Below are 21,131 nucleotides of genomic sequence, written 5' to 3'. Positions count from 1 at the left end.
ACCCGTGACCGGTCAATCTAATGACGCACCTTGGCAGCGGCCCGGCGACGCACCGGAGCCGGCCCCGGTACGCCCCGCCGCAGCGCGCTTGGTCGACCCCGAAGATGACCTGACCCCGGTCGGGTATACGGGCGACTTCGGTACCACCACCGTCATCCCCTACCAAGACCCGAATCAGGTTGTGGCGCCCGCGGCGCCGACCTACCATGTACTTGACCAGCAGGAGCCGCTGCCGTACGTGCAGCCGCAGCCGCCAGCCCAGCCGGTGGCGGCGGCGTCGCCGCGGCATCTGGCCGCCGAACCCACCGAGATCGACCCGAGCGAAGACTACGAGCGGCAGCACGCCATCGGCCGGCGCGGCACCCAGCATCTCGGCCTGCTGGTGTTGCGGGTCGGCCTCGGGGTGGTTCTAGGCGCGCACGGCCTGCAGAAGTTGTTCGGCTGGTGGGGTGGAGGCGGCATGGCCAGTTTCCGGAACTCGCTGTCCGACGTCGGCTACCAGCACGCCGACATCCTGTCCTACGTGAGCGCCGGCGGTGAGATCGTCGCGGGGGCGCTGCTGGTGCTGGGTCTGTTCACCCCGTTGGCCGCCGCGGGTGCCCTGGCCTTCCTGATCAACGGCATGCTGGCCGCCGTCTCGGCGGCGCGCCCGCATACGTTCGCGTACTTCCTGCCAGACGGCCACGAATACCAGATCTCGCTGATCGTGTTAGCGGTCGCGATCATTCTGGCCGGACCCGGCCGCTACAGCCTGGACACCAACCGCGGGTGGGCGCACCGGCCGTTCATCGGGTCGTTTGTGGCCCTGCTCGCTGGCATCGCCGCCGGAATCGCGGTGTGGGTGCTGCTCAACGGCGTCAACCCGGTGGCCTGAACTCGCCTCAGCGGTACGGGTTGGGCACTCGGCCCGAACTGGCGGCCGTCAGCTGCGGCAGCGTCGCGAACGTGACGGCCGGCAGGCGCAGCTCCGCCCCGTTTTTGAGCTGGGCGCGGGCCCACGACCCGCGGTGGAAGCGCAGCCCGTCGATGTCGTCCCACCCCACGGTATGGTTGTTCAGTAGGTTGCGCACGGTCACACCGTGCGTGTCGGCCACCGTGCGCAGCCGAATGATCATCGCCGACAACAGCACCGGCAGGCCGAGCAGCGGGAGCGACAGCGGCCAGTACAAAACCGGGATCAACAGCCCGAGCGTCAGAAAACCCACGGCCAGATGCGCCATCGGCGAAATCCGGAGGACGGCGGGGCGCGGGAGTCGGGGAGCAGAACCGGAGGCCACCCGAGCATCATTTCACCCCGGCTCCAGTTGACCGTCTCCCGGCGCCGATCGGGTGCCGGGAGGGCGGATTTGACTGTTGAGCAGTGCGAAGGTTACCGTCGAGGGCTATGGATACCGCCGGAAAGCCCGGGATGCTCGTAGTAATTAGTCGGCGCGTTGGTGCCTGACTAGTTCCTTCAGCATGTGAAGCGATCCAGACCAACGCGCAACCCTCGATCAGCGAGAGCTGACGGGGGTTTTTTGTTGCGTATCAACAAAACTTCCACAGCCAGACCAACGAGATAGGACCAGAGTGAGCGCACCCACCAGGCATCAGAGCGCCGGGTCGAACGACGACTGGGCAATCGACGCTGCCGGCGCCGGTGCAAAACCCCGGGCCACGCAAACCAAACATATTGCACCGCAACAACTTACTGGTGCCCAGTCGGTGGTCCGGTCATTGGAGGAACTCGGCGTAGAGGTCATTTTCGGGATCCCGGGCGGCGCGGTGCTGCCCGTCTACGACCCGCTGTTCGACTCGAAGAAGTTGCGGCACGTGCTGGTTCGCCACGAGCAGGGCGCCGGTCACGCGGCGAGCGGTTATGCGCACGCCACCGGCAAGGTCGGCGTCATGATGGCCACCTCGGGCCCGGGCGCCACCAATTTGGTGACCCCGCTGGCGGATGCGCAGATGGACTCGATCCCCGTCGTCGCGGTCACCGGGCAGGTCGGACGCGGCCTGATCGGCACCGACGCCTTCCAGGAAGCCGACATCTCGGGCATCACCATGCCGATCACCAAGCACAACTTCCTGGTTCGCGCCGGCGATGACATTCCCCGGGTGCTGGCCGAGGCATTTCACATCGCGTCGTCGGGACGCCCGGGCGCGGTGCTCGTCGACATCCCCAAGGACGTGCTACAGGGCCAGTGCACGTTCAGCTGGCCGCCGCGGATGGACCTGCCGGGCTACAAGCCGAACACCAAACCGCACAACCGGCAGATCCGGGAGGCCGCCAAGCTGATCACGCGGTCGCACAAACCGGTGCTGTACGTCGGTGGCGGCGTCATCCGCGGCGAAGCGACCGAGCAGTTGCGGGATCTGGCAGAGCTGACCGGGATTCCGGTGGTCACCACGTTGATGGCGCGGGGTGCGTTCCCGGACAGCAACCGGCAGAACCTGGGCATGCCGGGCATGCACGGCACGGTCGCCGCGGTGGCGGCCCTGCAGCGCAGCGACCTGTTGATCGCGCTGGGCACCCGCTTCGACGACCGGGTGACGGGAAAGCTCGATTCCTTTGCTCCCGAAGCCAAGGTGATCCACGCCGACATCGACCCGGCCGAGATCGGCAAGAACCGGGCGGCCGACGTGCCGATCGTAGGTGACGTCAAGGCCGTCATCAGCGACCTGATCGCGATGCTGCGCCAGTACGAGACTCCAGGCAAGATCGACATGGACGCTTGGTGGACCTATCTGAACGATGTTCAATCCACCTATCCGCTGAGCTACGGTCCGCAAAGCGGCGGCAGCCTGAGCCCGGAGTACGTGATCGAGCAACTCGGCAAGATCGCCGGGCCCGACGCGGTGTACGTCGCCGGCGTCGGTCAACACCAGATGTGGGCGGCACAGTTCATCTCTTACGAGAATCCGCGCACCTGGCTCAACTCCGGCGGCTTGGGCACGATGGGCTTCGCGATCCCGGCGGCGATGGGCGCCAAGGTCGCTCGGCCCGAGGCGGAGGTCTGGGCGATCGACGGCGACGGATGCTTCCAGATGACCAACCAGGAGCTGGCCACCTGTGCGGTCGAGGGCATTCCGATCAAGGTGGCGTTGATCAACAACGGCAACCTCGGCATGGTGCGGCAGTGGCAGAACCTGTTCTACGAGGAGCGCTACTCCCAGACCGATCTGGCCACGCATTCACGCCGCATCCCGGACTTCGTGAAACTGGCCGAGGCGTTGGGTTGCGTCGGACTGCGTTGCGAGCGTGAGGAAGACGTCGTCGACGTGATAAACCAGGCACGCGCGATCAACGACTGCCCGGTGGTGATCGACTTCATCGTCGGCGCCGACGCGCAGGTGTGGCCGATGGTGGCCGCCGGCACCAGCAACGACGAGATCCAGCACGCCCGCGGCATCCGGCCGCTGTTCGACGACGAATCCGAAGGACACGCCTGATGTACACAAAGACGCACACCCTGTCGGTGTTGGTGGAAGACACACCCGGTGTGCTCGCGCGCGTCGCGGCGCTGTTCTCGAGGCGTAGCTTCAACATCGAGTCCCTCGCGGTGGGTGCCACCGAACAAAAGGACATGTCGCGGATGACAATCGTCGTTTCCGCCGAGGAGACTGCGCTTGAACAAGTCACCAAACAGCTAAACAAGCTTATCAACGTCATCAAGATCGTCGAGCAGGACGAGGATAATTCGGTGGCAAGAGAATTGGCGCTCATCAAGGTGCGCGCCGATGCGGCCACCCGGGCGCAGGTAGTCGAGGCAGCAAACTTGTTCCGTGCCAAGGTCATCGATGTCTCCCCCGAATCGTTGACCGTGGAGGCGACCGGTACTCGCGGTAAGCTCGAGGCGCTGCTGCGCGTGCTCGAACCGTTCGGTATCCGCGAGATCGTCCAATCGGGTGTGGTGTCGCTATCCCGCGGCTCACGCGGCATCGGCACCGCCAAGTAAACGCCGCGCACCCGAAAAGGCTGCCCGAGAAGGCTTTAGAGAAAGCAAATGGGAAGGAGAAATTAACCGTGCCAGAGGCATTAGAGATGTTTTATGACGACGATGCGGATCTGTCGATCATCCAGGGCCGCAAGGTCGGCATCATCGGATACGGCAGCCAGGGGCACGCGCACTCGCTGAGCCTGCGTGACTCCGGTGTACAGGTACGGGTCGGGCTCAAGGAAGGTTCGAAGTCGCGGCCCAAGGTCGAAGAGCAGGGCCTCGAGGTCGACACCCCGGCCGAGGTCGCCAAGTGGGCCGACGTCATCATGCTGCTGGCCCCCGACACCGCCCAGGCCGAGATCTTCAAGAACGACATCGAGCCGAACCTCCAGGCCGGCGACGCCTTGTTCTTCGGTCACGGGCTCAACATCCACTTCGGCCTGATCAAGCCACCCGGCGACGTCACCGTCACGATGGTTGCCCCCAAGGGGCCGGGGCACCTGGTGCGCCGGCAGTTCGTCGACGGCAAGGGTGTGCCCGCACTAATCGCCATCGACCAGGACCCGACCGGCAACGGTCAGGCGCTGGCGCTGTCCTACGCCAAGGCCATCGGCAGCACCCGGGCCGGGGTCATCAAGACCACCTTCAAAGACGAAACCGAAACCGATCTGTTCGGTGAGCAGGCCGTTTTGTGCGGTGGCACAGAGGAATTGGTGAAGATCGGCTTCGATGTGATGGTCGAGGCGGGCTACCCGCCGGAGATGGCCTACTTCGAGGTGCTGCACGAGCTGAAGCTGATCGTCGACCTGATGTATGAGGGCGGCATCGCCCGGATGAACTACTCGGTGTCCGACACCGCGGAGTTCGGCGGCTACCTGTCCGGTCCGCGTGTCATCGATGCCGGCACCAAGGAGCGGATGCGCGAGATCCTGCGCGACATTCAAAGCGGCGAATTCACCAAGAAACTCGTCGCCAACGTCGAGGTCGGCAACAAGCAGCTCGAGGCGCTGCGCAAGGAGAACGCCGAGCACCCGATCGAGGTCACCGGCAAGAAGCTGCGCGACCTGATGAGCTGGGTGGACCGGCCGATCACCGAGACGGCCTAGTTTTCATCCGTCCGTCGCCGAGCGTCACCCCAGCGCGACGCTCGGCGCGGCGGATGGTCAGGACGCGAGGCGGTCGATCGCCACGACCCGGCGCGCCAGGTGCTCGAGCGCGGTCGCGGTGACGTCCCCGATGGCCTCGATGTTGTCGCGCGTGCTGACCAAGCCGGCGCCGTAGGGGTTGCCGTCGACGAACTTGCCTGCATCGGTGTACCAGCGGGACGAGGATGCCGCCGAAGTGCATCAGCGTCAGGTAGAGCGAGACGAGCGTGGCCTCTTGGCCGCCGTCCAGGGTGTTCGACTACGTGAACCCGGCGTACACCTTGTAGGCCAGCAGCCCACCCAGCGAGTCGAGAAAGTCGCGCAGCTGAGCGGCGCCGGTGAGCCGAAGCGGGTAAGGGAGCCGAAGACGACGGCGTCGGCCCACACGATGTCTTTACCCGTGGCGGCGGGCAGGTCATTGGTGGCGTTGTAGTTCGCCGTCCAGGCCGGGTTCTGTGCGAAGGACGTCGGGTCCCGCGTCTCGGCCAAGGGGCGCACCCGAACCTCGGCGCTAGCGGCCTCGGCCGCTGCGGCTACGCGCTTGGCCATCGTGGTGCCATGGCCGGTGGCCGAGTAGTTAGGTGACTGAAAGTTTGGTCACACGGTCAGCGTAGGCCCGAGCTCCGGCATCTGACGGATACCGAATTCGCGGCGCAGCAGGCTCCGCGCGGCGTAATACCCGGACATGCCGTGCACGCCGCCGCCGGGCGGGGTGGCCGCCGAACACAGATACGCCCGCGGAATCGGCGTGCGCCAGGGGTCGAGTCGCGGTGTGGGGCCTGCGATTGCGCGCCACGCGGAGTTTGCGCCCACGCCGATGTCGCCGCCGACGTAGTTGGCGTTGTGGTCGGCCAGGTGCGCGGCGGGGACCGCGCGGGCGGCGAGCACGATGTCGCGGAAGCCGGGGGCGAATCGTTCGATGGTCGCGGTGACGGCCTCGGTCGCGTCGAGGGTGGAACCCGCCGGGACGTGGGCATACGTCCAGAACGGCCGACGGCCCCCGGCGTCGATGCGGCCCGGATCGACGACGTGCGGCGCGGCGGCCAACACCATCGGCCACTGCGCGTGACGGCCGGCCGCGATCTCCTTCTCGGCGAACGCCATCTGTTCGCGGGTGCCGCCCAGATGCAGCGTGGGGGCGGCCCGCAGGCGCGGATCCGACCACGGAATCTCGTCACTGAGAACGAAATCGACCTTGGCCACGCCGGGCCCAAAGCGGTAGCGGCGCAACGCTTTCGCGTAGCGATCCGGCAGTGCCGGGCCGTAGATCCGCAGCAGCGTGGTCGGTGCCATGTCGAACGCCACGACTCCGGTTGGTGGCTCGGTGATTTCGACACCGACGGCCACTTCGGCACCGTGTGCGCGCAGGTCGGCCAGTAACGCGTCGGTGATGACCTGGCTGCCGCCCACCGGAATCGGCCAGCCCACCGCGTGTCCGAGCACGGCCAGCAGCAACCCGGCTCCGGCCGCGGCGAGCGACGGCATCCTTGAAAGCACATGGGCGGCAACACCGGTGAACAAGGCGCGGCCGTCAGCGCCGTTGAGTAGGCCGGCCGGCGATCCCCAGGCCGGCGTGCCCTGGGCTGCCATCCGTATCCCGAGGCGCAGCGCCGTGGGCAGCGTCGCCGGCAACGAACGCTTGTCGCCCAGCAGCACGTCCACCACCGACGCCCAGTCCGTCACCAGTGGGCCGAGCAGCCGCCGCCAGGATGCACCGTCGGACAGTTCGGCGCAGGTGCGGTCGAGGTCGCGGTAAGCGATCGCCGCGGACCGGCCCGGCAGCGGATTGGCGTAGGCGATGTCCGGCACCCCCAGCCGCACATCGCGCGCGGCCAGGTCGAACTCGGCGAAGAACGGCGACGCCAGCGCCAGCGGGTGCACCGCCGAGCAGATGTCGTGTTCGACTCCGGAGAATTCTGGGTCGGCCGCTGTGCGAGCCCCGCCGCCCGGTGTCGGCTGCGCCTCGATGACCTGCACTTTGAGTCCTGCGCGGGCGCATATGACGGCCGTGGCCAAGCCGTTGGGTCCGCTGCCGACGACGGTGACGTCCACCGGTCCATTACAGCGCAGACGCCGGCCCTATAGCCTGGTCGGGTGAACTTGCCTGTTGTGTTAATCGCCGACAAACTCGCTCCATCAACCGTCGCCGCCCTGGGCGACCAGGTCGAAGTGCGCTGGGTAGACGGTCCCGACCGGCAGAAGCTGTTGGCGGCGGTGCCCGAGGCCGACGCGCTGCTGGTGCGGTCGGCGACCACCGTCGACGCCGAAGTGCTGGCGGCCGCGCCCAAGCTCAAGATCGTGGCGCGCGCCGGCGTCGGACTGGACAACGTCGACGTCGACGCTGCCACCGAGCGTGGTGTCTTGGTGGTCAACGCGCCCACCTCGAACATCCACAGCGCCGCGGAGCACGCGATCGCGTTGTTGCTCGCCGCGTCTCGGCAGATCGCGGCGGCCGACGCCACGCTGCGCGAACGCACCTGGAAACGTTCGTCGTTCTCGGGCACCGAGCTTTTCGACAAGACCGTCGGCATCGTCGGGCTGGGCCGGATCGGGCAATTGGTCGCGGCGCGGCTCGCGGCGTTCGGCGCCCACATCATCGCCTATGACCCCTACGTCTCGGCGGCGCGCGCCGCGCAGCTCGGCATCGAACTGCTGCCACTCGACGACCTGCTGGCGCGTGCGGATTTCATCTCGGTGCATCTGCCCAAGACGCCGGAGACGGCCGGCCTGATCGACAAGGAGGCGCTGGCCAAGACCAAGCCCGGCGTCATCATCGTCAACGCGGCGCGCGGCGGCCTGGTCGACGAGGCGGCGTTGGCTGAATCGATCACCAGTGGCCATGTCCGCGCGGCCGGGCTCGACGTGTTCTCCACCGAGCCGTGCACGGACAGCCCGCTTTTCGATTTGCCGCAAGTAGTGGTGACGCCACACCTGGGGGCGTCGACCGCCGAGGCACAGGATCGCGCCGGTACCGATGTTGCCGAGAGCGTACGGCTGGCGCTGGCCGGCGAATTCGTGCCGGACGCGGTCAACGTCGGCGGCGGCGTGGTCAACGAAGAGGTGGTGCCGTGGCTGGATCTGTCGCGCAAACTCGGCGTGCTGGCCGCCGCGTTGTCCGACGGCTTGCCGGTCTCGCTGTCGGTTCAGATGCGCGGCGAACTGGCATCCGAAGACGTTGAGGTGCTGAAACTTTCGGCGTTACGTGGACTGTTCTCGGCGGTCATCGAAGATCCCGTGACGTTCGTCAACGCGCCCGCGCTGGCCGACGAACGCGGCGTGACCGCCGAAATCAGCACGGCCACCGAAAGTCCCAACCACCGCAGCGTTCTCGATGTGCGCGCGGTGGGCCACGACGGCTCCACCGTCAATGTCGCCGGCACATTGTCCGGGCCGCAGCTGGTCGAGAAGATCGTTCAGGTCAACGGCCGCAACTTCGACCTGCGCGCCCAGGGCACCAACCTGGTGATCAACTACGCCGATGCACCCGGCGCGCTCGGCAAGATCGGCACTATCCTGGGCGAGGCTGGCGTGAATATTCACGCAGCGCAGCTGTCCGAGGATGCCGAGGGTCCGAGCGCGACGATCCTGCTTCGGCTCGATCGGGATGTGCCCACCGATGTCCGATCGGCGATCTCTGCCGCCGTCGGCGCGAACAAACTGGAAGTGGTTGACTTGTCATGAAATTGGCGATCATTGGCGGTGACGGTATCGGCCCGGAGGTGGTCGCTGAGGCGGTCAAAGTCCTCGATACGGTCAAGCCGGGCGTGCAGAAGACCGAGTACGACCTGGGCGCGCGGCGGTACCACGCCACCGGCGAGTTGCTGCCGGGGTCGGCGCTGGCCGAGCTGCGCGAGCACGACGCGATTCTGCTTGGGGCGATCGGTGACCCGTCGGTGCCCAGCGGTGTGCTGGAGCGAGGTCTGTTGCTGCGCTTGCGCTTTGAGCTCGACCATCACGTCAATCTGCGGCCGGCCCGGCTCTACAAGGGCGTGAACAGCCCGCTCGTGGGAAACCCCGACGTCGATTTCGTGGTGGTGCGCGAGGGAACCGAAGGTCCCTACACCGGCAACGGCGGGGCGATCAGGAAGGGCACCGCGAACGAAGTGGCCACCGAGGTCAGCGTCAACACCGCGTTCGGAGTGCGCCGCGTCGTCAAGGACGCGTTCGAGCGGGCCCGACAGCGTCGCAAGCATGTGACGTTGGTGCACAAGACGAATGTGCTGGCATTCGCCGGGAACTTGTGGTCGCGAGTGTTCAACGAGGTCGCCGCGGAGTATCCGGATGTCGAGGTGGCTTATCAGCATGTCGACGCCGCCACCATCTTCCTGGTGACAGACCCGGGGCAGTTCGACGTGATCGTCACCGACAACCTGTTCGGCGACATCATCACCGACCTGGCCGCCGCGGTCTCGGGCGGAATCGGGTTGGCCGCCAGTGGAAACATTGATGCCACCCGGACCAATCCGTCGATGTTCGAGCCGGTGCACGGCAGCGCGCCCGATACCGCCGGCAAGGGCGTTGCAGATCCGACCGCGGCGATCATCTCGGTCGGGTTGCTGCTCGCCCACGTGGGTGAGGTCGAGGCTGCTAGTCGGGTGGAGCGGGCCGTCGAGAGCTATCTGGCGTCGCGGGGCAACGAGCAGCTCGCCACCAGCGAAGTCGGCGAACGGATTGCGTCCGCGCTGTAGTCTCCAAACCCGGTGGCAGCAAACGGATTGGCACCAGCGGGATCGCGAGCAGCGGGAACAGCCCGCACAACGCCCACGCCGCCGGATACCGTGCCGCGCTGATTAAGGCGCCGAAAAGCGAGGGACCCGCGGCCGGCCACCAGCCGCTGGGTGGTGTTCTGGATGCCCAGCTCCCGCCCGGTCTAGAACGGCCCGGCGAATTCGGTGATCGCGGTCGCCTCCAATCCGTTGTCGAGCACCGCGGGTACCGAGATGAAGATCATCAGCGGTACCTCGTAACGCGATGTCCGGCCGTCGGCGTATGCCAGCGCGAACAGGGTGACGGCCGCGGCGGCGGCGATCAGGGCGACGGGCCGCATCCGCGAGCCGATTCGGTCTGACCATAGCCCCACCAGGATGCGGCCCAGCGCGCCAAGCAGTTGCGAGACGGTCACCGCCGCGCCGGCGGATGCGATCGACCAACTGTCGTTGCGAATCAGCCAGACCAACATGAACGTGACGGTCACCGTCTGCGGCATCATCAGCAGGGCCGATGCCGCGTGGATTCGCCACAGCACCCACGACCCGCGATAGGGGCTCGCCAGCTCCGCGTTGGTGGCCGATTCGCGGGATTTGCGCGGCGGGTTGTGACGCTGGCCAGGCTGACCAGGGCGGCCAGCGTGCACGCGAACGCGGGAAACATCAGGCCCGCGTGCGGGCTGTGCTCATCCAACTCGGATATTACCAAGGCGCCCAAGGCAATACCCAACAGTTGCGCAGTTTGGCGAATCCCCATCGCAAGGCCGCGTTGCTGCGGCGGGAACCAGCCCGAAGACGAGCCGGCCGCCGGTCGCGTTGCAACCGCCCGCGGTCATCCCGCCGAGGAACAGAAAACGCCGAGCCACACCAGCGAGTGGGTGTTCGCCGGTTCCGAGACGGTCCGCTCCTTCGCTATTTGTTTTGTTCATGCTTCCACAAGTTTGTTCGAATCGGGTGAGCGCTGGTCGCGGGCAATGCGGCGTGTCGCATCATGATTCGAGCGCCGCTGTTCCTCTGTTCACGGCCCGCGTCGCCCGGCTGCCGCCGGTCTCGCGACCGCCACTAGGCTCGACGAAATGCGCCTTGGTCGAATCGCCAGTCCGGAGGGTGTTTCCTTTGTCAGCATCGAGGGTCCGCTGGAGGATCCCGCTGCGATGGTTGCCCGTGAGATCGCCGAGCATCCCTTCGGCACCCCGACGTTCACCGGCCGCTCGTGGTCGGTCGCAGACGTTCGCCTGCTAACCTCGATGCTGGCGGGCAAGGTGGTCTGCATCGGCAAGAACTACGCCGACCACATTGCTGAGATGGAGAAATTCGCCACCGGGTTCGCCGCGGAAGATCCGATCATCTTCCTCAAGCAGAGCACCGCCATCATAGGGCCGAACGTGCCGATTCGGTTGCCGGCCAACGCATCACCCGTGCACTTCGAGGGCGAGCTGGCGATCGTGATCGGTCGTCCGTGCAAGGACGCCCCCGCGGCCCAGGCCGCCGAGAGCATCCTCGGTTACACCATCGCAAACGACGTGTCGGCGCGCGATCAACCAAAGGCAGACGGGCAGTGGACCCACGCGAAGGCCCGCAACACCTTCTGCCCGGTCGGCCCGTGGATGGTCACCGATGTCGACCCGGCCGACTTCGCGCTGCGCACTGAAGTCAACGGCGAGGTCAAACAGGACAGCCGCACCTCGTTGCTGATTCACGACGTCGGCGCGATCGTGGAGTGGATCACCGCGGTCATGACCTTGCTGCCCGGCGACCTCATCCTGACCGGGACACCAGCCGGTGTCGGCCCCATCGAGGACGGTGACACCGTCGCCATCACCATCGAGGGCATCGGGACCTTGTCCAATCCCGTGGTCCGAAAAGGGAAGTCGTGACCGCATCGAGCGGGGTGCGAGTCCGGTTCTGTCCATCACCGACGGGCACGCCGCACGTCGGGATGGTCCGCACCGCGCTGTTCAACTGGGCCTACGCCCGGCACACCGGCGGCACTTTCGTCTTTCGGATCGAGGACACCGACGCCGAGCGCGACAGCGAGGAAAGCTATTCGGCTCTGCTCGACGCGTTGCGCTGGCTCGGCCTCGATTGGGACGAGGGACCGGAAGTCGGTGGACCCTACGCCCCCTACCGGCAGTCGCAGCGCCGTGACATCTACCGCGACGTGGTGGACAAGCTGCTCGCGGCGGGTGAGGCGTACTACGCGTTCTCCACTCCGGAAGAGGTTGAGGCTCGCCATCTCGCGGCCGGCCGCAACCCGAAGCTGGGTTACGACAACTTCGACCGCCAATTGACCGACGCCCAGCGTGCCGCGTTTCTGGCCGAAGGCCGTAAACCGGTGGTGCGCCTGCGGATGCCCGACGAGGACCTTAGCTGGGATGACCTGGTGCGCGGCACCACCACCTTCGCGGCGGGTTCAGTACCCGATTTCGCGTTGACCCGCGCCAGCGGAGATCCGTTGTACACTTTGGTCAACCCGTGCGACGACGCGCTGATGAAGATCACCCACGTGCTGCGCGGCGAGGACATACTGCCCTCCACGCCGCGCCAGCTAGCGTTGTACCAGGCGTTGATCCGCATCGGGGTGGCTGAGCGTGTGCCGCAATTCGCTCACCTACCAACGGTTTTTGGGGAGGGCACCAAAAAGCTGTCCAAGCGTGACCCGCAGTCCAACTTGTTCGCCCACCGCGACCGTGGATTCATCCCCGAAGGGCTGCTGAATTACCTTGCGCTGCTGGGCTGGGCGATCGCCGACGATCACGACGTGTTCAGCCTCGACGAGATGGTGGCCGCGTTCGACGTGGTCAATGTCAATTCCAACCCGGCTCGATTTGACCAGAAGAAGGCCGACGCAATCAACGCCGAACATATCCGGATGCTCGACGTCGACGACTTCACCGCCCAATTGCGTGACTATTTCGAGGTGCATGGGCATCACCTGCCGCTGGACGCGGTGGCGTTCGCGACCGCGGCCGAGCTGGTGCAGACCCGCATCGTGGTGCTGGGCGACGCATGGGAGCTGCTGAAGTTCCTCAACGACGACTACGCGATCGACCCCAAAGCCGCCGCCAAGAAGCTGGGACCCGACGGGGCCGCCGTGCTGGAGGCCGCCCTGACGGCGCTGGACGGCCTGACGGACTGGACCGCGGACCATATCGAGGAGGCGCTCAAGTCCGCGCTGATCGACGGTCTGGCCCTCAAACCGCGCAAGGCGTTCGGCCCCATCCGGGTCGCGGCCACCGGAACGACGATCAGCCCGCCACTGTTCGAGTCGCTGGAGCTGCTCGGTCGTGACCGCAGCCTGGCGCGCCTGCGGGCACCCGCGCGCAGATCGCCGCGCCGTAAGCGCAAGCCGACCTTGCATTCGGAAGGACCGGTGAGTCTTTGGTAGTCTGCACTGCGGTTTGCAAAGGCCGACAACGGTTGGCAGCGGCGGCCTTTCCTGGTGGGCACTAGCTCGCAGAAACCGCTCTGAACAGCATGTTTAGGCAGCCAATGGGGTATGGTGTAATTGGCAACACAGCTGATTCTGGTTCAGCCATTCTAGGTTCGAATCCTGGTACCCCAGCCAAATCCGTTAAGCTGCACACCGTTGCCCAACGAATAGGTCGCCCCCGTCGGGTGAGCTATGCTGGCAGCTCGGATCGGTTCTGGCCCCGTCGTCTAGCGGCCTAGGACGCCGCCCTCTCACGGCGGTAGCGTGGGTTCGAATCCCATCGGGGCTACAACACTGCGATCGCAGTTACTGGCCGCTCCCCGGCACGGCCGGTGCGGTGGAACCGCCCACAGGTATCGGAGCCAAGCCGAGTTTGAGGTGATCCCATGAGCGCGCCCGCCGGGCGACGATGCGCACGCACACCCGCTTGTTCATCATCTGCTCGACGAACGGCTTCATCTCGTCGGTGTAGGGCCCGGTGTAGCGCTCCCAGACGCTGACTCCGACCCGGTGTGCGACATCCGGATCGTCGACGATCTCCGCAACACCCTCGAACGAGACGCCGCGCAGCGTGTCGTAGGTGTGGCCGTCCTCGATCAGGAAGCTCACTCGCTGATCCCGGGTCAGGTTCACCGCCTTTTGTGACTTGGCTTTTGTCTCCAGCCAGATTTCGCCGTCGACGACGGCGTACCACATGGCGGTCAGGTGCGGCTGGCCGTCGGGACCGACGGTGGCCAGTGTTCCGGTGCGGCTCTTTTCGACGAAATCGGCGATCTCCTCGTTCGACATGACGATGCTCGCGCGTTGGTTGGTTCCCATGGCGGTCAGTCTGTCAGGCGCCCGGTGTCGACCGTACGGGGGGTTGCTGTGGGTGTGCCGCCACGGCGGCGACACGCCGGACGACCCCGCCGCGGTTGCACGCTCGAAGCCGTGGTTACACGCCCAAAGCCGTAGTTACACGCCCAAAGCCGTAGTTACACGCCCAAAGCCGTAGTTACACGCCCAAAGCCGCGGCCGCACGTTCGAAGGCGGGCCCACTTAGAGCAGGCGCGTCATCGCCTCGGCCGCGGCCAGCAGGTCGGCCGCCCAGCGCACACCTGGGCGGCGCCCGATCCGGTCGATCGGCCCCGATACCGAGATGGTCGCGACGACTGTGCCGCGGCCGTCGCGCACCGGCGCCGAGACGCTCGCGACTCCCGGCTCACGCTCGGCAACGCTTTGCGCCCAACCCCGCCGGCGCACTTCAGCCAGCGTCCGTTCGGTGAACATCGCGGTAGGCAGCACTGCCTTCTGCGTGGCGGCGTCGCTGTGGGCTAACAGAACTTTGGCTCCCGAACCAGCCGTCATCGGCAGCCGGGCGCCGACCAGGACCGTATCGCGAAGACCCGCAGCCGGTTCTAGGGCCGCGACGCAGACCCGCGAGTTGCCCTCGAGGCGATACAGCTGCACGCTCTCGCCGGTCATCTCCCGCAATTGGGGCAGGACCGCCGCGCCCGCTGCTAGCAACGGATCATCAACGTGCGCCGCAAGTTCGGTCAGCGCGGGACCGAGCTGCCAACGCCCATCGTCATCGCGTGCAACCAGGCGATGCACCTCCAGCGCGGCCGCCAGCCGATAGGCTGTGGCCCGCGGAAGCCTGGTCCGCTCACACAGTTCGGCCAACCCGCAGGGCGATTCCGCGATCGTGTGCAGCACATACACGGCTTTATCCAGGACGCCGATGCCGCTATGCTGTCTCATAAAGAGATATTAGCGTCTCGTATTATGAGATCACAGCCCAGCTGATCGGCGAGCCGCAGACGAGGCGAATCGAGGCGAGATTCATGGTGGGAAGCGAAATCCAGCGGCCGGGTGGCGGCCGGCGGCGCACCTTGGCCGAAAAGGTTTGGGAGGACCACGTTGTGGTATCCGGCTCCTCAGCCGAGGGGGCCGGCGCGCCCGACTTGATCTACGCCGATCTGCATTTGGTTCATGAGGTTACCAGCCCGCAGGCGTTCGACGTTCTGCGCCTGGCCGGTCGCGGCGTGCGCCGGCCCGACCTGACGTTGGCCACCGAGGACCACAACGTGCCCACCGTCGACATCGACAAGCCGATCGCCGACCCGGTATCGCGTACCCAGGTCGCGACTTTGCGGGCAAACTGCGCCGAATTCGGTGTGCGCCTGCACCCCATGGGCGATATCGAGCAGGGCATCGTGCACGTCGTCGGGCCGCAATTGGGGCTCACCCAGCCCGGCATGACGATCGTCTGTGGGGACAGTCACACGTCCACGCACGGCGCATTCGGCGCATTGGCAATGGGGATCGGCACTTCGGAGGTCGCGCATGTGCTGGCCACCCAGACGTTGCCGCTGCGGCCGTTCAAGACGATGTCGGTGAATGTCGACGGGGAGTTGCCGGCCGGCGTGACGGCCAAGGACATCATTCTCGCGCTGATCGCCAAGATCGGCACCGGCGGCGGCCAGGGCCACGTCATCGAATACCGGGGCAGCGCCATCGAATCGCTGTCCATGGAGGGCCGCATGACGGTCTGCAACATGAGCATCGAGGCCGGCGCCCGGGCCGGAATGGTCGCACCGGACGAGACCACGTTCGAATTCCTGCGTGGCCGGCCGCACGCGCCGACGGGCGCGCAATGGGATGCCGCGGTGCAGTACTGGCAACAGCTGCGCACCGATGAGGGCGCCGTCTTCGACACCGAGGTGTACCTGGATGCGCAGTCGCTGACTCCGTTCGTCACCTGGGGAACCAACCCGGGCCAAGGGATGCCGCTGGGGTCGGCGGTGCCCGATCCCGAGTTGATGACCAACGACGCCGAACGGCAGTCGGCCGAGAAAGCGTTGGCGTATATGGACCTTCGGCCGGGTATGCCGATGCGGGAGATCTCCGTCGACAGGGTGTTCGTCGGCTCTTGTACCAACGGTCGTATCGAAGATCTGCGGGTAGTGGCCGACGTGTTGCGCGGTCGAAAGGTGGCCCCGGGCGTCCGGATGTTGGTGGTACCCGGCTCGATGCGGGTGCGCGCGCAGGCCGAAGCCGAAGGATTGGGCGAGGTTTTCACCGCCGCCGGCGCCGAATGGCGCCAGGCGGGCTGCTCGATGTGCCTGGGCATGAACCCCGATCAGCTCGCATCCGGCGAGCGGTGCGCTGCGACGTCTAACCGCAACTTCGAAGGGCGGCAGGGTAAAGGCGGCCGTACGCATTTGGTATCGCCGGCGGTCGCCGCGGCAACCGCGGTCCGTGGCACCTTGTCCGCTCCGGCCGACTTGAAATGAAAACGAAATCGAGGACGAAGATGGAACCCTTTCAGACCCACACCGGGATTGGCGTGCCGCTGCGCCGGTCCAATGTCGACACCGATCAGATCATTCCCGCTGTCTATCTGAAGCGTGTCACCCGAACCGGATTTGAGGACAGCTTGTTCGCCTCATGGCGATCCGATCCTTCATTCGTGCTCAACCTCAGCCCCTTTGACCGAGGCTCGGTGTTGGTGGCCGGCCCTGACTTCGGAACCGGATCGTCACGCGAACATGCCGTCTGGGCACTGATGGACTACGGGTTCCGGGTGGTCATCTCGTCTCGGTTCGGTGACATTTTTCGGGGCAATGCGGGCAAGGCGGGGCTGCTGGCCGCCGAAGTCGACCAAGACGGTGTCGAACTGCTTTGGAAGCTCATCGAGCAGAGCCCGGGCCTGGAAATCACTGCCAATCTTCAAGATCGAAATATCACAGCTGGAACGACGGTGCTGCCGTTCAGGATTGACGACCACACCGCCTGGCGACTGCTTGAAGGACTCGACGACATAGGCCTTACGCTGCGGAAACTCGACCAGGTCGAGTCCTTCGAGGCGTCCCGTCCGGACTGGAAACCGCGCACGCTGCCCGCCCCGTTAATCCCCGATCGGGCTGAGATTTCGCTCCGATCGGCTTAGCTAGAAAGACTTATTTTTCGCCGGCGTCACCGCCCAAGGGCGGCAACCGGATTCCAAAATTTCCTGTCGAGTGTCCGTGAAATTGCGCGTGGCGCTTGGAAATTTGCTGGGTGAGGGTTTACCGTGTTCGCAGTCGGTTGCCAAAAATGGAACCACTGGCTTCGGAGGGTTTGGATGAACAAAGCAGAGCTCATAGATGTGCTCACACAGAAATTGGGATCGGACCGTCGGCAGGCGACCGCCGCCGTTGAGAATGTTGTCGACACCATTGTGCGCGCAGTGCACAAGGGCGACAGCGTGACGATCACCGGGTTCGGTGTGTTTGAACAACGACGCCGCGCAGCGCGTGTCGCCCGCAACCCGCGTACCGGTGAGACGGTGAAGGTGAAGCCGACGTCTGTCCCGGCATTCCGCCCGGGCGCCCAATTCAAAGCGGTTGTCGCTGGCGCACAGCGCCTCCCGTCGGAAGGACCGGCCGTGAAACGTGGTGTTGTAGGAGGCGCAGCCAAGAAGACTGTAGCCAAGAAGACTGTAGCCAAGAAGACTGCAGCCAAGAAGACTGCAGCCAAGAAGGCTGCAACCAAGGCTCCGGCCAAGAAGGCGACCGCCAAAAAAGCGCCGGTGAAGAAGGCCGCAACCAAGGCTCCGGCCAAGAAGGCGACCGCCAAAAAAGCGCCGGTGAAGAAGGCCGCAACCAAGGCTCCGGCCAAGAAGGCGACCGCCAAAAAAGCGCCCGCCAAGAAGACCGCCGCCAAGCGTAGTCGCAAGTAAAACAAGTTCAGACACGAATACACTTCGGGTGGCATCGCTGCCCCCGAAGGGTATTCGTGTGTCAGGCCCGTACGTTCGCGGCCAGCGCACCGCCGATGTAGTCGGCGCCCACCAGTCGGCCGTCGCACAGCGATAGCACCCAGGTGCTCCCTTTGTGGTTACGGGATTTGTCGGGGCGCACCCCGTCGCGGTCGCACCACCACCCGACCAGATCCGGAATCACCTTGCCCTGAGAGCAGATCACCGGGTTGCCCTGGTGTTCGGCGATACGCAGCAGCCTATGCCGGCCGCGTTTGGGATTCTTGGCATACGACTCTTCGGTGAGGCTGGGCTCGTTCTCGATCGTGACACCCAGCTCCTCCGCGAGCGGTTGCACGGTCTGGTGGCAGCGCACCCGGTCGGCGGCATGTACCTCGGTGGCGCCGAACGCCAGCAGCTGTGGGACGAGCGCTTCCGCCTGGGCGCGGCCCCTCTTGTCTAGCGGGCGCTTCGTGTCGTCGCCGGAGAAGCGCGCCTTCCGGCCCGCCGTGCCATGCCGGACCACCAACACCGTATGCGTGTCTGCGGGGTGTTTTGTGAAGCTCTGCAACACATTTAGATCTTGGGCGTAGTCGAGTTTCTGCATCGCTTTGGCAACTGGCAGCCACAGCAGTTCGTTGACCTCTTTCCCGGGTGTGAATTCACCGCCGGTGCTGCGGGCCGCCCAGTAGTACACTTTCTTGACGCCCTGATCGATCGGGTAGCTCACCTTGTTGAGCCGCCGGCCGAGGATGCAGCGGTGTCCGGTCTCCTCGAACACCTCGCGGACCGCGGCCACGGGTGCCGTCTCGCCCGGGTCGACTTTGCCCTTCGGCAGCGACCAATCGTCGTAGCGGGGACGGTGGATGACGGCAACCTCCAACTCTCGGTTGGCCGAATCGTGACAGGCCTGCCGCCACAGTACCGCACCCGCGGCGTAGACGATACGTTTGCCAGGGCGCTGGCCTGTTGACGAGTTCTGGTCCGACACCTCAATTACCACATGACGTCAGGCGCTGCGGTGCCGCTCCATGAGTGACTCCTGGTGATCGCGAACGGTGTGGCCATCCCGGGGCGCCGCGATCCACTGCCCGCTGGACTCGAGTTCCCAGCACCGGGTCGCCGGGTCTAGCGCCGACTCGAACAGATCGTTCAGGTAGGCGGTCAGCTTCGGGTCCTTGGCCTGAACCAGCACCTCGACGCGCCGGTCGAGGTTGCGGTGCATCATGTCCGCGCTGCCGATCCAGAACTCGTTGATGCCACCGAAATGCATGATGCGCGAGTGCTCGAGGAATCGGCCGAGAATCGAGCGCACGGAAATGTTCTCCGAGAAGCCTGCCACGCCCGGCCGCAACGCACAGATGCCGCGCACCACGACCTCTACCCCCACTCCGGCCCGCGACGCGCGATATAGCGCGTCGATGACCTGTTCGTCGACCAACGCGTTCATCTTCATCCGGATGCGGCCGCCACCGCGGGCGTTGTGCAGCTCGATCTCGCGGTTGACCCGTTCGATGATGCCGGTCCGAATGCCGTGCGGCGCCACCAGGAGATTGCGATAGGACACCTTGCGCGAATATCCGGTGAGCGAATTGAACAGATCCGTCAGGTCGGCGCCTATGTCCGGTGCAGCGGTGAGCAGGCCGACGTCCTCGTAGAGCCGCGCCGTCTTCCCGTTGTAATTGCCGGTTCCGATGTGGCAGTAGCGCCGGATCGTGGCACCCTCGCGCCGCACCACCAGACAGGTCTTGCAGTGCGTCTTGAGCCCGACGTATCCGTAAACGACGTGTACGCCCGCCTGCTCCAGCGTTCGCGCCCAGCGGATATTGGCCTGCTCGTCGAACCGCGCCTTGATCTCCACGAGCGCCACCACTTGCTTGCCGGCCTCGGCCGCGGCGATCAGCGCCCGCACGATCGGCGAGTCACCGGAGGTGCGGTACAGCGTCTGCTTGATGGCGAGCACATTCGGGTCGGCGGCAGCCTGCTCAATAAAACGCTGCACGCTCGTGAAGAACGACTCATACGGATGATGAAGCAGCACATCGCCTTCCCGCAGCGTCGCGAAGATGCTCTTCGGTGTCTCCCGATCCGCGAAGGCGGGGCTGGTGGCCGGGACCCAGGTGCGGTCTTTCAGTGCGGGCCGGTCGACGCCGTAGATCTGCCACAGCGACGAGAGATCAAGCAGGCCGGGAACCTCAATGACGTCACCGGGATTCACGTCGAGCTCCCGCAGCAGCAGCTCCAGCATGCCCTCGGTCATGTCGTCGGCGATCTCCAGCCGGACCGGTGAACCGAAGCGCCGGCGGGCCAGTTCCCGCTCGAGTGCCTGCAGCAAGTCCTCGTCGCGGTCCTCTTCCACCTCGTAGTCGGCATTACGGGTGATGCGGAACGCATGGTGCTCCACGATTTCCATGCCCGGGAACAGCACTGGAAGGAACGCGGCTATCAGCTCTTCCATCGGCAGGTAACGGATGACGACATGTCCGTCACTGCCGTCTGCGTCACCGCGCCTGCCGAGTTCGACGAAACGATCGACGTTGTCGGGCACCTTGATCCGGGCGAAGTGCTGGCCATCGTCGTCCTTGACGGTGACCGCCAGGTTGAGGCTCAACCCACTCACGAACGGGAACGGGTGCGCCGGGTCGACGGCCAGTGGGGTCAATACCGGAAAGACCTGCTCGTTGAAGTAGACCGAGAGTTGTTCTCGTTCAACCTGATCCAAATCCGCCCACGTGACTATATAAATGCCCTCTTGCGCCAGTGCGGGTCGCACCTCGTCGAGGAACACCCGGGCATGCCGCGTCGCGATGCGCTGCGTCTGCTCGCCGATGCGGGCCAGTTGTTCGCGCGGCGTCAGGCCGTCGGCCGAGCGGACCGACAGCCCCATTTCGTCGCGGCGCTTGAGGCCCGCCACCCGAACCATGTAGAACTCGTCGAGGTTGGACGCAAAGATGGCCAGAAACTTTGTTCGTTCCAGCAACGGCAACGACGTGTCAGCGGCTAGGGACAGCACTCGTGCGTTGAAGTCCAGCCAGCTCAGCTCGCGGTTGAGGTACCGATCCTCCGGCAGTGCGTCGTCGATGGTGGCCTGGGTCGTCGCGGGGGGTGCTCCCACGGCGCTATCGGAAGGTTGCCACACGGTTTCGTCGAGACGTGCTTGCGTTTCGGTTTCGGTCACCCTGAAATCATGGCGCATCACCCGCCGAT

At 65.6% G+C, this 21,131-nt stretch carries 17 protein-coding genes, 2 tRNA genes and 2 pseudogenes; 13 read left to right on the top strand and 8 right to left on the bottom strand.

Annotated elements, in window-relative coordinates; translation table 11 throughout:
- Positions 1-4 precede the first annotated feature (4 nt).
- Entirely contained in the window at positions 5-874 is an 870-nt protein-coding gene (locus tag FQ389_RS11955) for a DoxX family protein (protein WP_144207920.1), read from the top strand.
- Between the two features lie 7 nt (positions 875-881).
- On the opposite strand, the gene FQ389_RS11950 is transcribed toward FQ389_RS11955, so the two are convergent.
- The gene (locus tag FQ389_RS11950) at positions 882-1,220 is read right to left on the bottom strand and encodes a PH domain-containing protein (protein ID WP_144207916.1); all 339 of its coding nucleotides are present in this window, start codon (positions 1,218-1,220) and stop codon (positions 882-884) included.
- 400 nt (positions 1,221-1,620) lie between these two features.
- Between FQ389_RS11950 and FQ389_RS11945 the strand changes: the two genes are divergently transcribed.
- From FQ389_RS11945 to ilvC, 3 genes are all read left to right on the top strand, one after another.
- The gene (locus FQ389_RS11945) at positions 1,621-3,432 is read left to right on the top strand and encodes an acetolactate synthase large subunit (protein WP_260860697.1); all 1,812 of its coding nucleotides are present in this window, start codon (positions 1,621-1,623) and stop codon (positions 3,430-3,432) included.
- A complete protein-coding gene (gene ilvN / locus FQ389_RS11940) occupies positions 3,432-3,938 on the top strand; it encodes an acetolactate synthase small subunit (RefSeq protein ID WP_144207910.1) in 507 nt (168 codons plus the stop codon). The genes FQ389_RS11945 and ilvN overlap by 1 nt, the downstream gene beginning before the upstream one ends.
- Before the next feature lie 86 nt (positions 3,939-4,024).
- Positions 4,025-5,026, top strand: a complete 1,002-nt coding sequence (gene ilvC, locus FQ389_RS11935) for a ketol-acid reductoisomerase (protein ID WP_144207908.1) — start codon at positions 4,025-4,027, stop codon at positions 5,024-5,026.
- Positions 5,027-5,083: 57 nt separating this feature from the next.
- Here the strand turns inward: ilvC and FQ389_RS11930 are convergent.
- Together FQ389_RS11930 and FQ389_RS11925 are read right to left on the bottom strand one after the other, a co-directional pair.
- Positions 5,084-5,614 (bottom strand): annotated as a pseudogene (locus FQ389_RS11930) (NAD(P)H-dependent oxidoreductase).
- 48 nt (positions 5,615-5,662) lie between these two features.
- Positions 5,663-7,117 carry a phytoene desaturase family protein gene (locus tag FQ389_RS11925; RefSeq protein ID WP_144207906.1) on the bottom strand — a complete coding sequence of 485 codons (1,455 nt, stop codon included), beginning with the start codon at positions 7,115-7,117 and terminating at the stop codon, positions 5,663-5,665.
- Positions 7,118-7,159: 42 nt separating this feature from the next.
- Here FQ389_RS11925 and serA point away from each other — a divergent pair, with 42 nt between their 5' ends.
- Together serA and FQ389_RS11915 are read left to right on the top strand one after the other, a co-directional pair.
- Positions 7,160-8,746, top strand: coding sequence for a phosphoglycerate dehydrogenase (gene serA, locus FQ389_RS11920; protein ID WP_144207903.1), 1,587 nt, complete (start codon positions 7,160-7,162; stop codon positions 8,744-8,746).
- Positions 8,743-9,753 (top strand): 3-isopropylmalate dehydrogenase, encoded by a 1,011-nt coding sequence (locus FQ389_RS11915; protein ID WP_144207900.1) that lies wholly within the window; start codon positions 8,743-8,745, stop codon positions 9,751-9,753. Before serA ends, FQ389_RS11915 begins: the two co-directional genes overlap by 4 nt.
- Here FQ389_RS11915 and FQ389_RS11910 read toward each other — a convergent pair.
- A pseudogene (locus FQ389_RS11910) lies at positions 9,653-10,657 on the bottom strand (MFS transporter); the annotation flags it as partial. The gene FQ389_RS11915 and the pseudogene FQ389_RS11910 sit on opposite strands and share 101 nt — an antisense overlap.
- 190 nt (positions 10,658-10,847) lie before the next feature.
- On the opposite strand from FQ389_RS11910, the gene FQ389_RS11905 reads away from it, so the two are divergent.
- From FQ389_RS11905 to FQ389_RS11890, 4 genes are all read left to right on the top strand, one after another.
- Positions 10,848-11,648 carry a fumarylacetoacetate hydrolase family protein gene (locus FQ389_RS11905; protein ID WP_144207897.1) on the top strand — a complete coding sequence of 267 codons (801 nt, stop codon included), beginning with the start codon at positions 10,848-10,850 and terminating at the stop codon, positions 11,646-11,648.
- Entirely contained in the window at positions 11,645-13,159 is a 1,515-nt protein-coding gene (gene gltX, locus FQ389_RS11900) for a glutamate--tRNA ligase (RefSeq protein WP_144207893.1), read from the top strand. Before FQ389_RS11905 ends, gltX begins: the two co-directional genes overlap by 4 nt.
- Positions 13,160-13,264: 105 nt before the next feature.
- Positions 13,265-13,339: transfer RNA gene (locus FQ389_RS11895), tRNA-Gln, on the top strand.
- An 81-nt stretch (positions 13,340-13,420) separates the two neighbouring features.
- Positions 13,421-13,493: transfer RNA gene (locus FQ389_RS11890), tRNA-Glu, on the top strand.
- A 17-nt stretch (positions 13,494-13,510) separates the two neighbouring features.
- Here the strand turns inward: FQ389_RS11890 and FQ389_RS11885 are convergent.
- Together FQ389_RS11885 and FQ389_RS11880 are read right to left on the bottom strand one after the other, a co-directional pair.
- Positions 13,511-14,023: a pyridoxamine 5'-phosphate oxidase family protein gene (locus FQ389_RS11885; protein WP_144207890.1), complete on the bottom strand. Its 513-nt coding sequence runs from the start codon at positions 14,021-14,023 to the stop codon at positions 13,511-13,513.
- A gap of 219 nt (positions 14,024-14,242) precedes the next feature.
- Positions 14,243-14,944, bottom strand: a complete 702-nt coding sequence (locus FQ389_RS11880; protein WP_144207887.1) for an IclR family transcriptional regulator — start codon at positions 14,942-14,944, stop codon at positions 14,243-14,245.
- An 83-nt stretch (positions 14,945-15,027) separates the two neighbouring features.
- Between FQ389_RS11880 and leuC the strand changes: the two genes are divergently transcribed.
- The 3 genes from leuC (at position 15,028) to FQ389_RS11865 (ending at position 17,906) form a co-directional block, all read left to right on the top strand.
- Positions 15,028-16,479 carry a 3-isopropylmalate dehydratase large subunit gene (leuC, locus tag FQ389_RS11875; RefSeq protein WP_144207884.1) on the top strand — a complete coding sequence of 484 codons (1,452 nt, stop codon included), beginning with the start codon at positions 15,028-15,030 and terminating at the stop codon, positions 16,477-16,479.
- A 20-nt stretch (positions 16,480-16,499) separates the two neighbouring features.
- A complete protein-coding gene (leuD, locus tag FQ389_RS11870; protein ID WP_144207881.1) occupies positions 16,500-17,135 on the top strand; it encodes a 3-isopropylmalate dehydratase small subunit in 636 nt (211 codons plus the stop codon).
- A gap of 174 nt (positions 17,136-17,309) precedes the next feature.
- Complete coding sequence (locus FQ389_RS11865) at positions 17,310-17,906, top strand: HU family DNA-binding protein (RefSeq protein WP_144207878.1); 597 nt, start codon at positions 17,310-17,312, stop codon at positions 17,904-17,906.
- Between the two features lie 61 nt (positions 17,907-17,967).
- Here the strand turns inward: FQ389_RS11865 and mutT1 are convergent, their stop codons facing one another.
- Positions 17,968-18,915, bottom strand: a complete 948-nt coding sequence (gene mutT1, locus FQ389_RS11860; protein ID WP_144207875.1) for an 8-oxo-(d)GTP phosphatase MutT1 — start codon at positions 18,913-18,915, stop codon at positions 17,968-17,970.
- Between the two features lie 18 nt (positions 18,916-18,933).
- Positions 18,934-21,120 (bottom strand): RNA degradosome polyphosphate kinase, encoded by a 2,187-nt coding sequence (locus FQ389_RS11855; protein ID WP_407662863.1) that lies wholly within the window; start codon positions 21,118-21,120, stop codon positions 18,934-18,936.
- Positions 21,121-21,131 lie beyond the last annotated feature (11 nt).

Source organism: Mycobacterium tilburgii (assembly GCF_902168065.1).
Classification (GTDB): Bacteria; Actinomycetota; Actinomycetes; order Mycobacteriales; family Mycobacteriaceae; genus Mycobacterium; species Mycobacterium tilburgii.
Note: the sequence above shows the minus strand (reverse complement) of the source record. Positions and strands in the feature narration are given on the sequence as shown.

What these genes read in the sequence shown, in the direction of transcription:
- FQ389_RS11915 (WP_144207900.1), top strand. Translation starts at nt 8,743, where the DNA reads ATGAAATTGGCGATCATTGGCGGTGACGGTATCGGCCCGGAGGTGGTC.
- FQ389_RS11855 (WP_407662863.1), bottom strand. Translation starts at nt 21,120, where the DNA reads ATGCGCCATGATTTCAGGGTGACCGAAACCGAAACGCAAGCACGTCTC.
- leuD (WP_144207881.1), top strand. Translation starts at nt 16,500, where the DNA reads ATGGAACCCTTTCAGACCCACACCGGGATTGGCGTGCCGCTGCGCCGG.
- FQ389_RS11950 (WP_144207916.1), bottom strand. Translation starts at nt 1,220, where the DNA reads ATGGCGCATCTGGCCGTGGGTTTTCTGACGCTCGGGCTGTTGATCCCG.
- ilvN (WP_144207910.1), top strand. Translation starts at nt 3,432, where the DNA reads ATGTACACAAAGACGCACACCCTGTCGGTGTTGGTGGAAGACACACCC.
- ilvC (WP_144207908.1), top strand. Translation starts at nt 4,025, where the DNA reads ATGTTTTATGACGACGATGCGGATCTGTCGATCATCCAGGGCCGCAAG.
- FQ389_RS11905 (WP_144207897.1), top strand. Translation starts at nt 10,848, where the DNA reads ATGCGCCTTGGTCGAATCGCCAGTCCGGAGGGTGTTTCCTTTGTCAGC.
- FQ389_RS11865 (WP_144207878.1), top strand. Translation starts at nt 17,310, where the DNA reads ATGAACAAAGCAGAGCTCATAGATGTGCTCACACAGAAATTGGGATCG.
- leuC (WP_144207884.1), top strand. Translation starts at nt 15,028, where the DNA reads ATGGTGGGAAGCGAAATCCAGCGGCCGGGTGGCGGCCGGCGGCGCACC.
- FQ389_RS11885 (WP_144207890.1), bottom strand. Translation starts at nt 14,023, where the DNA reads ATGGGAACCAACCAACGCGCGAGCATCGTCATGTCGAACGAGGAGATC.
- FQ389_RS11880 (WP_144207887.1), bottom strand. Translation starts at nt 14,944, where the DNA reads ATGAGACAGCATAGCGGCATCGGCGTCCTGGATAAAGCCGTGTATGTG.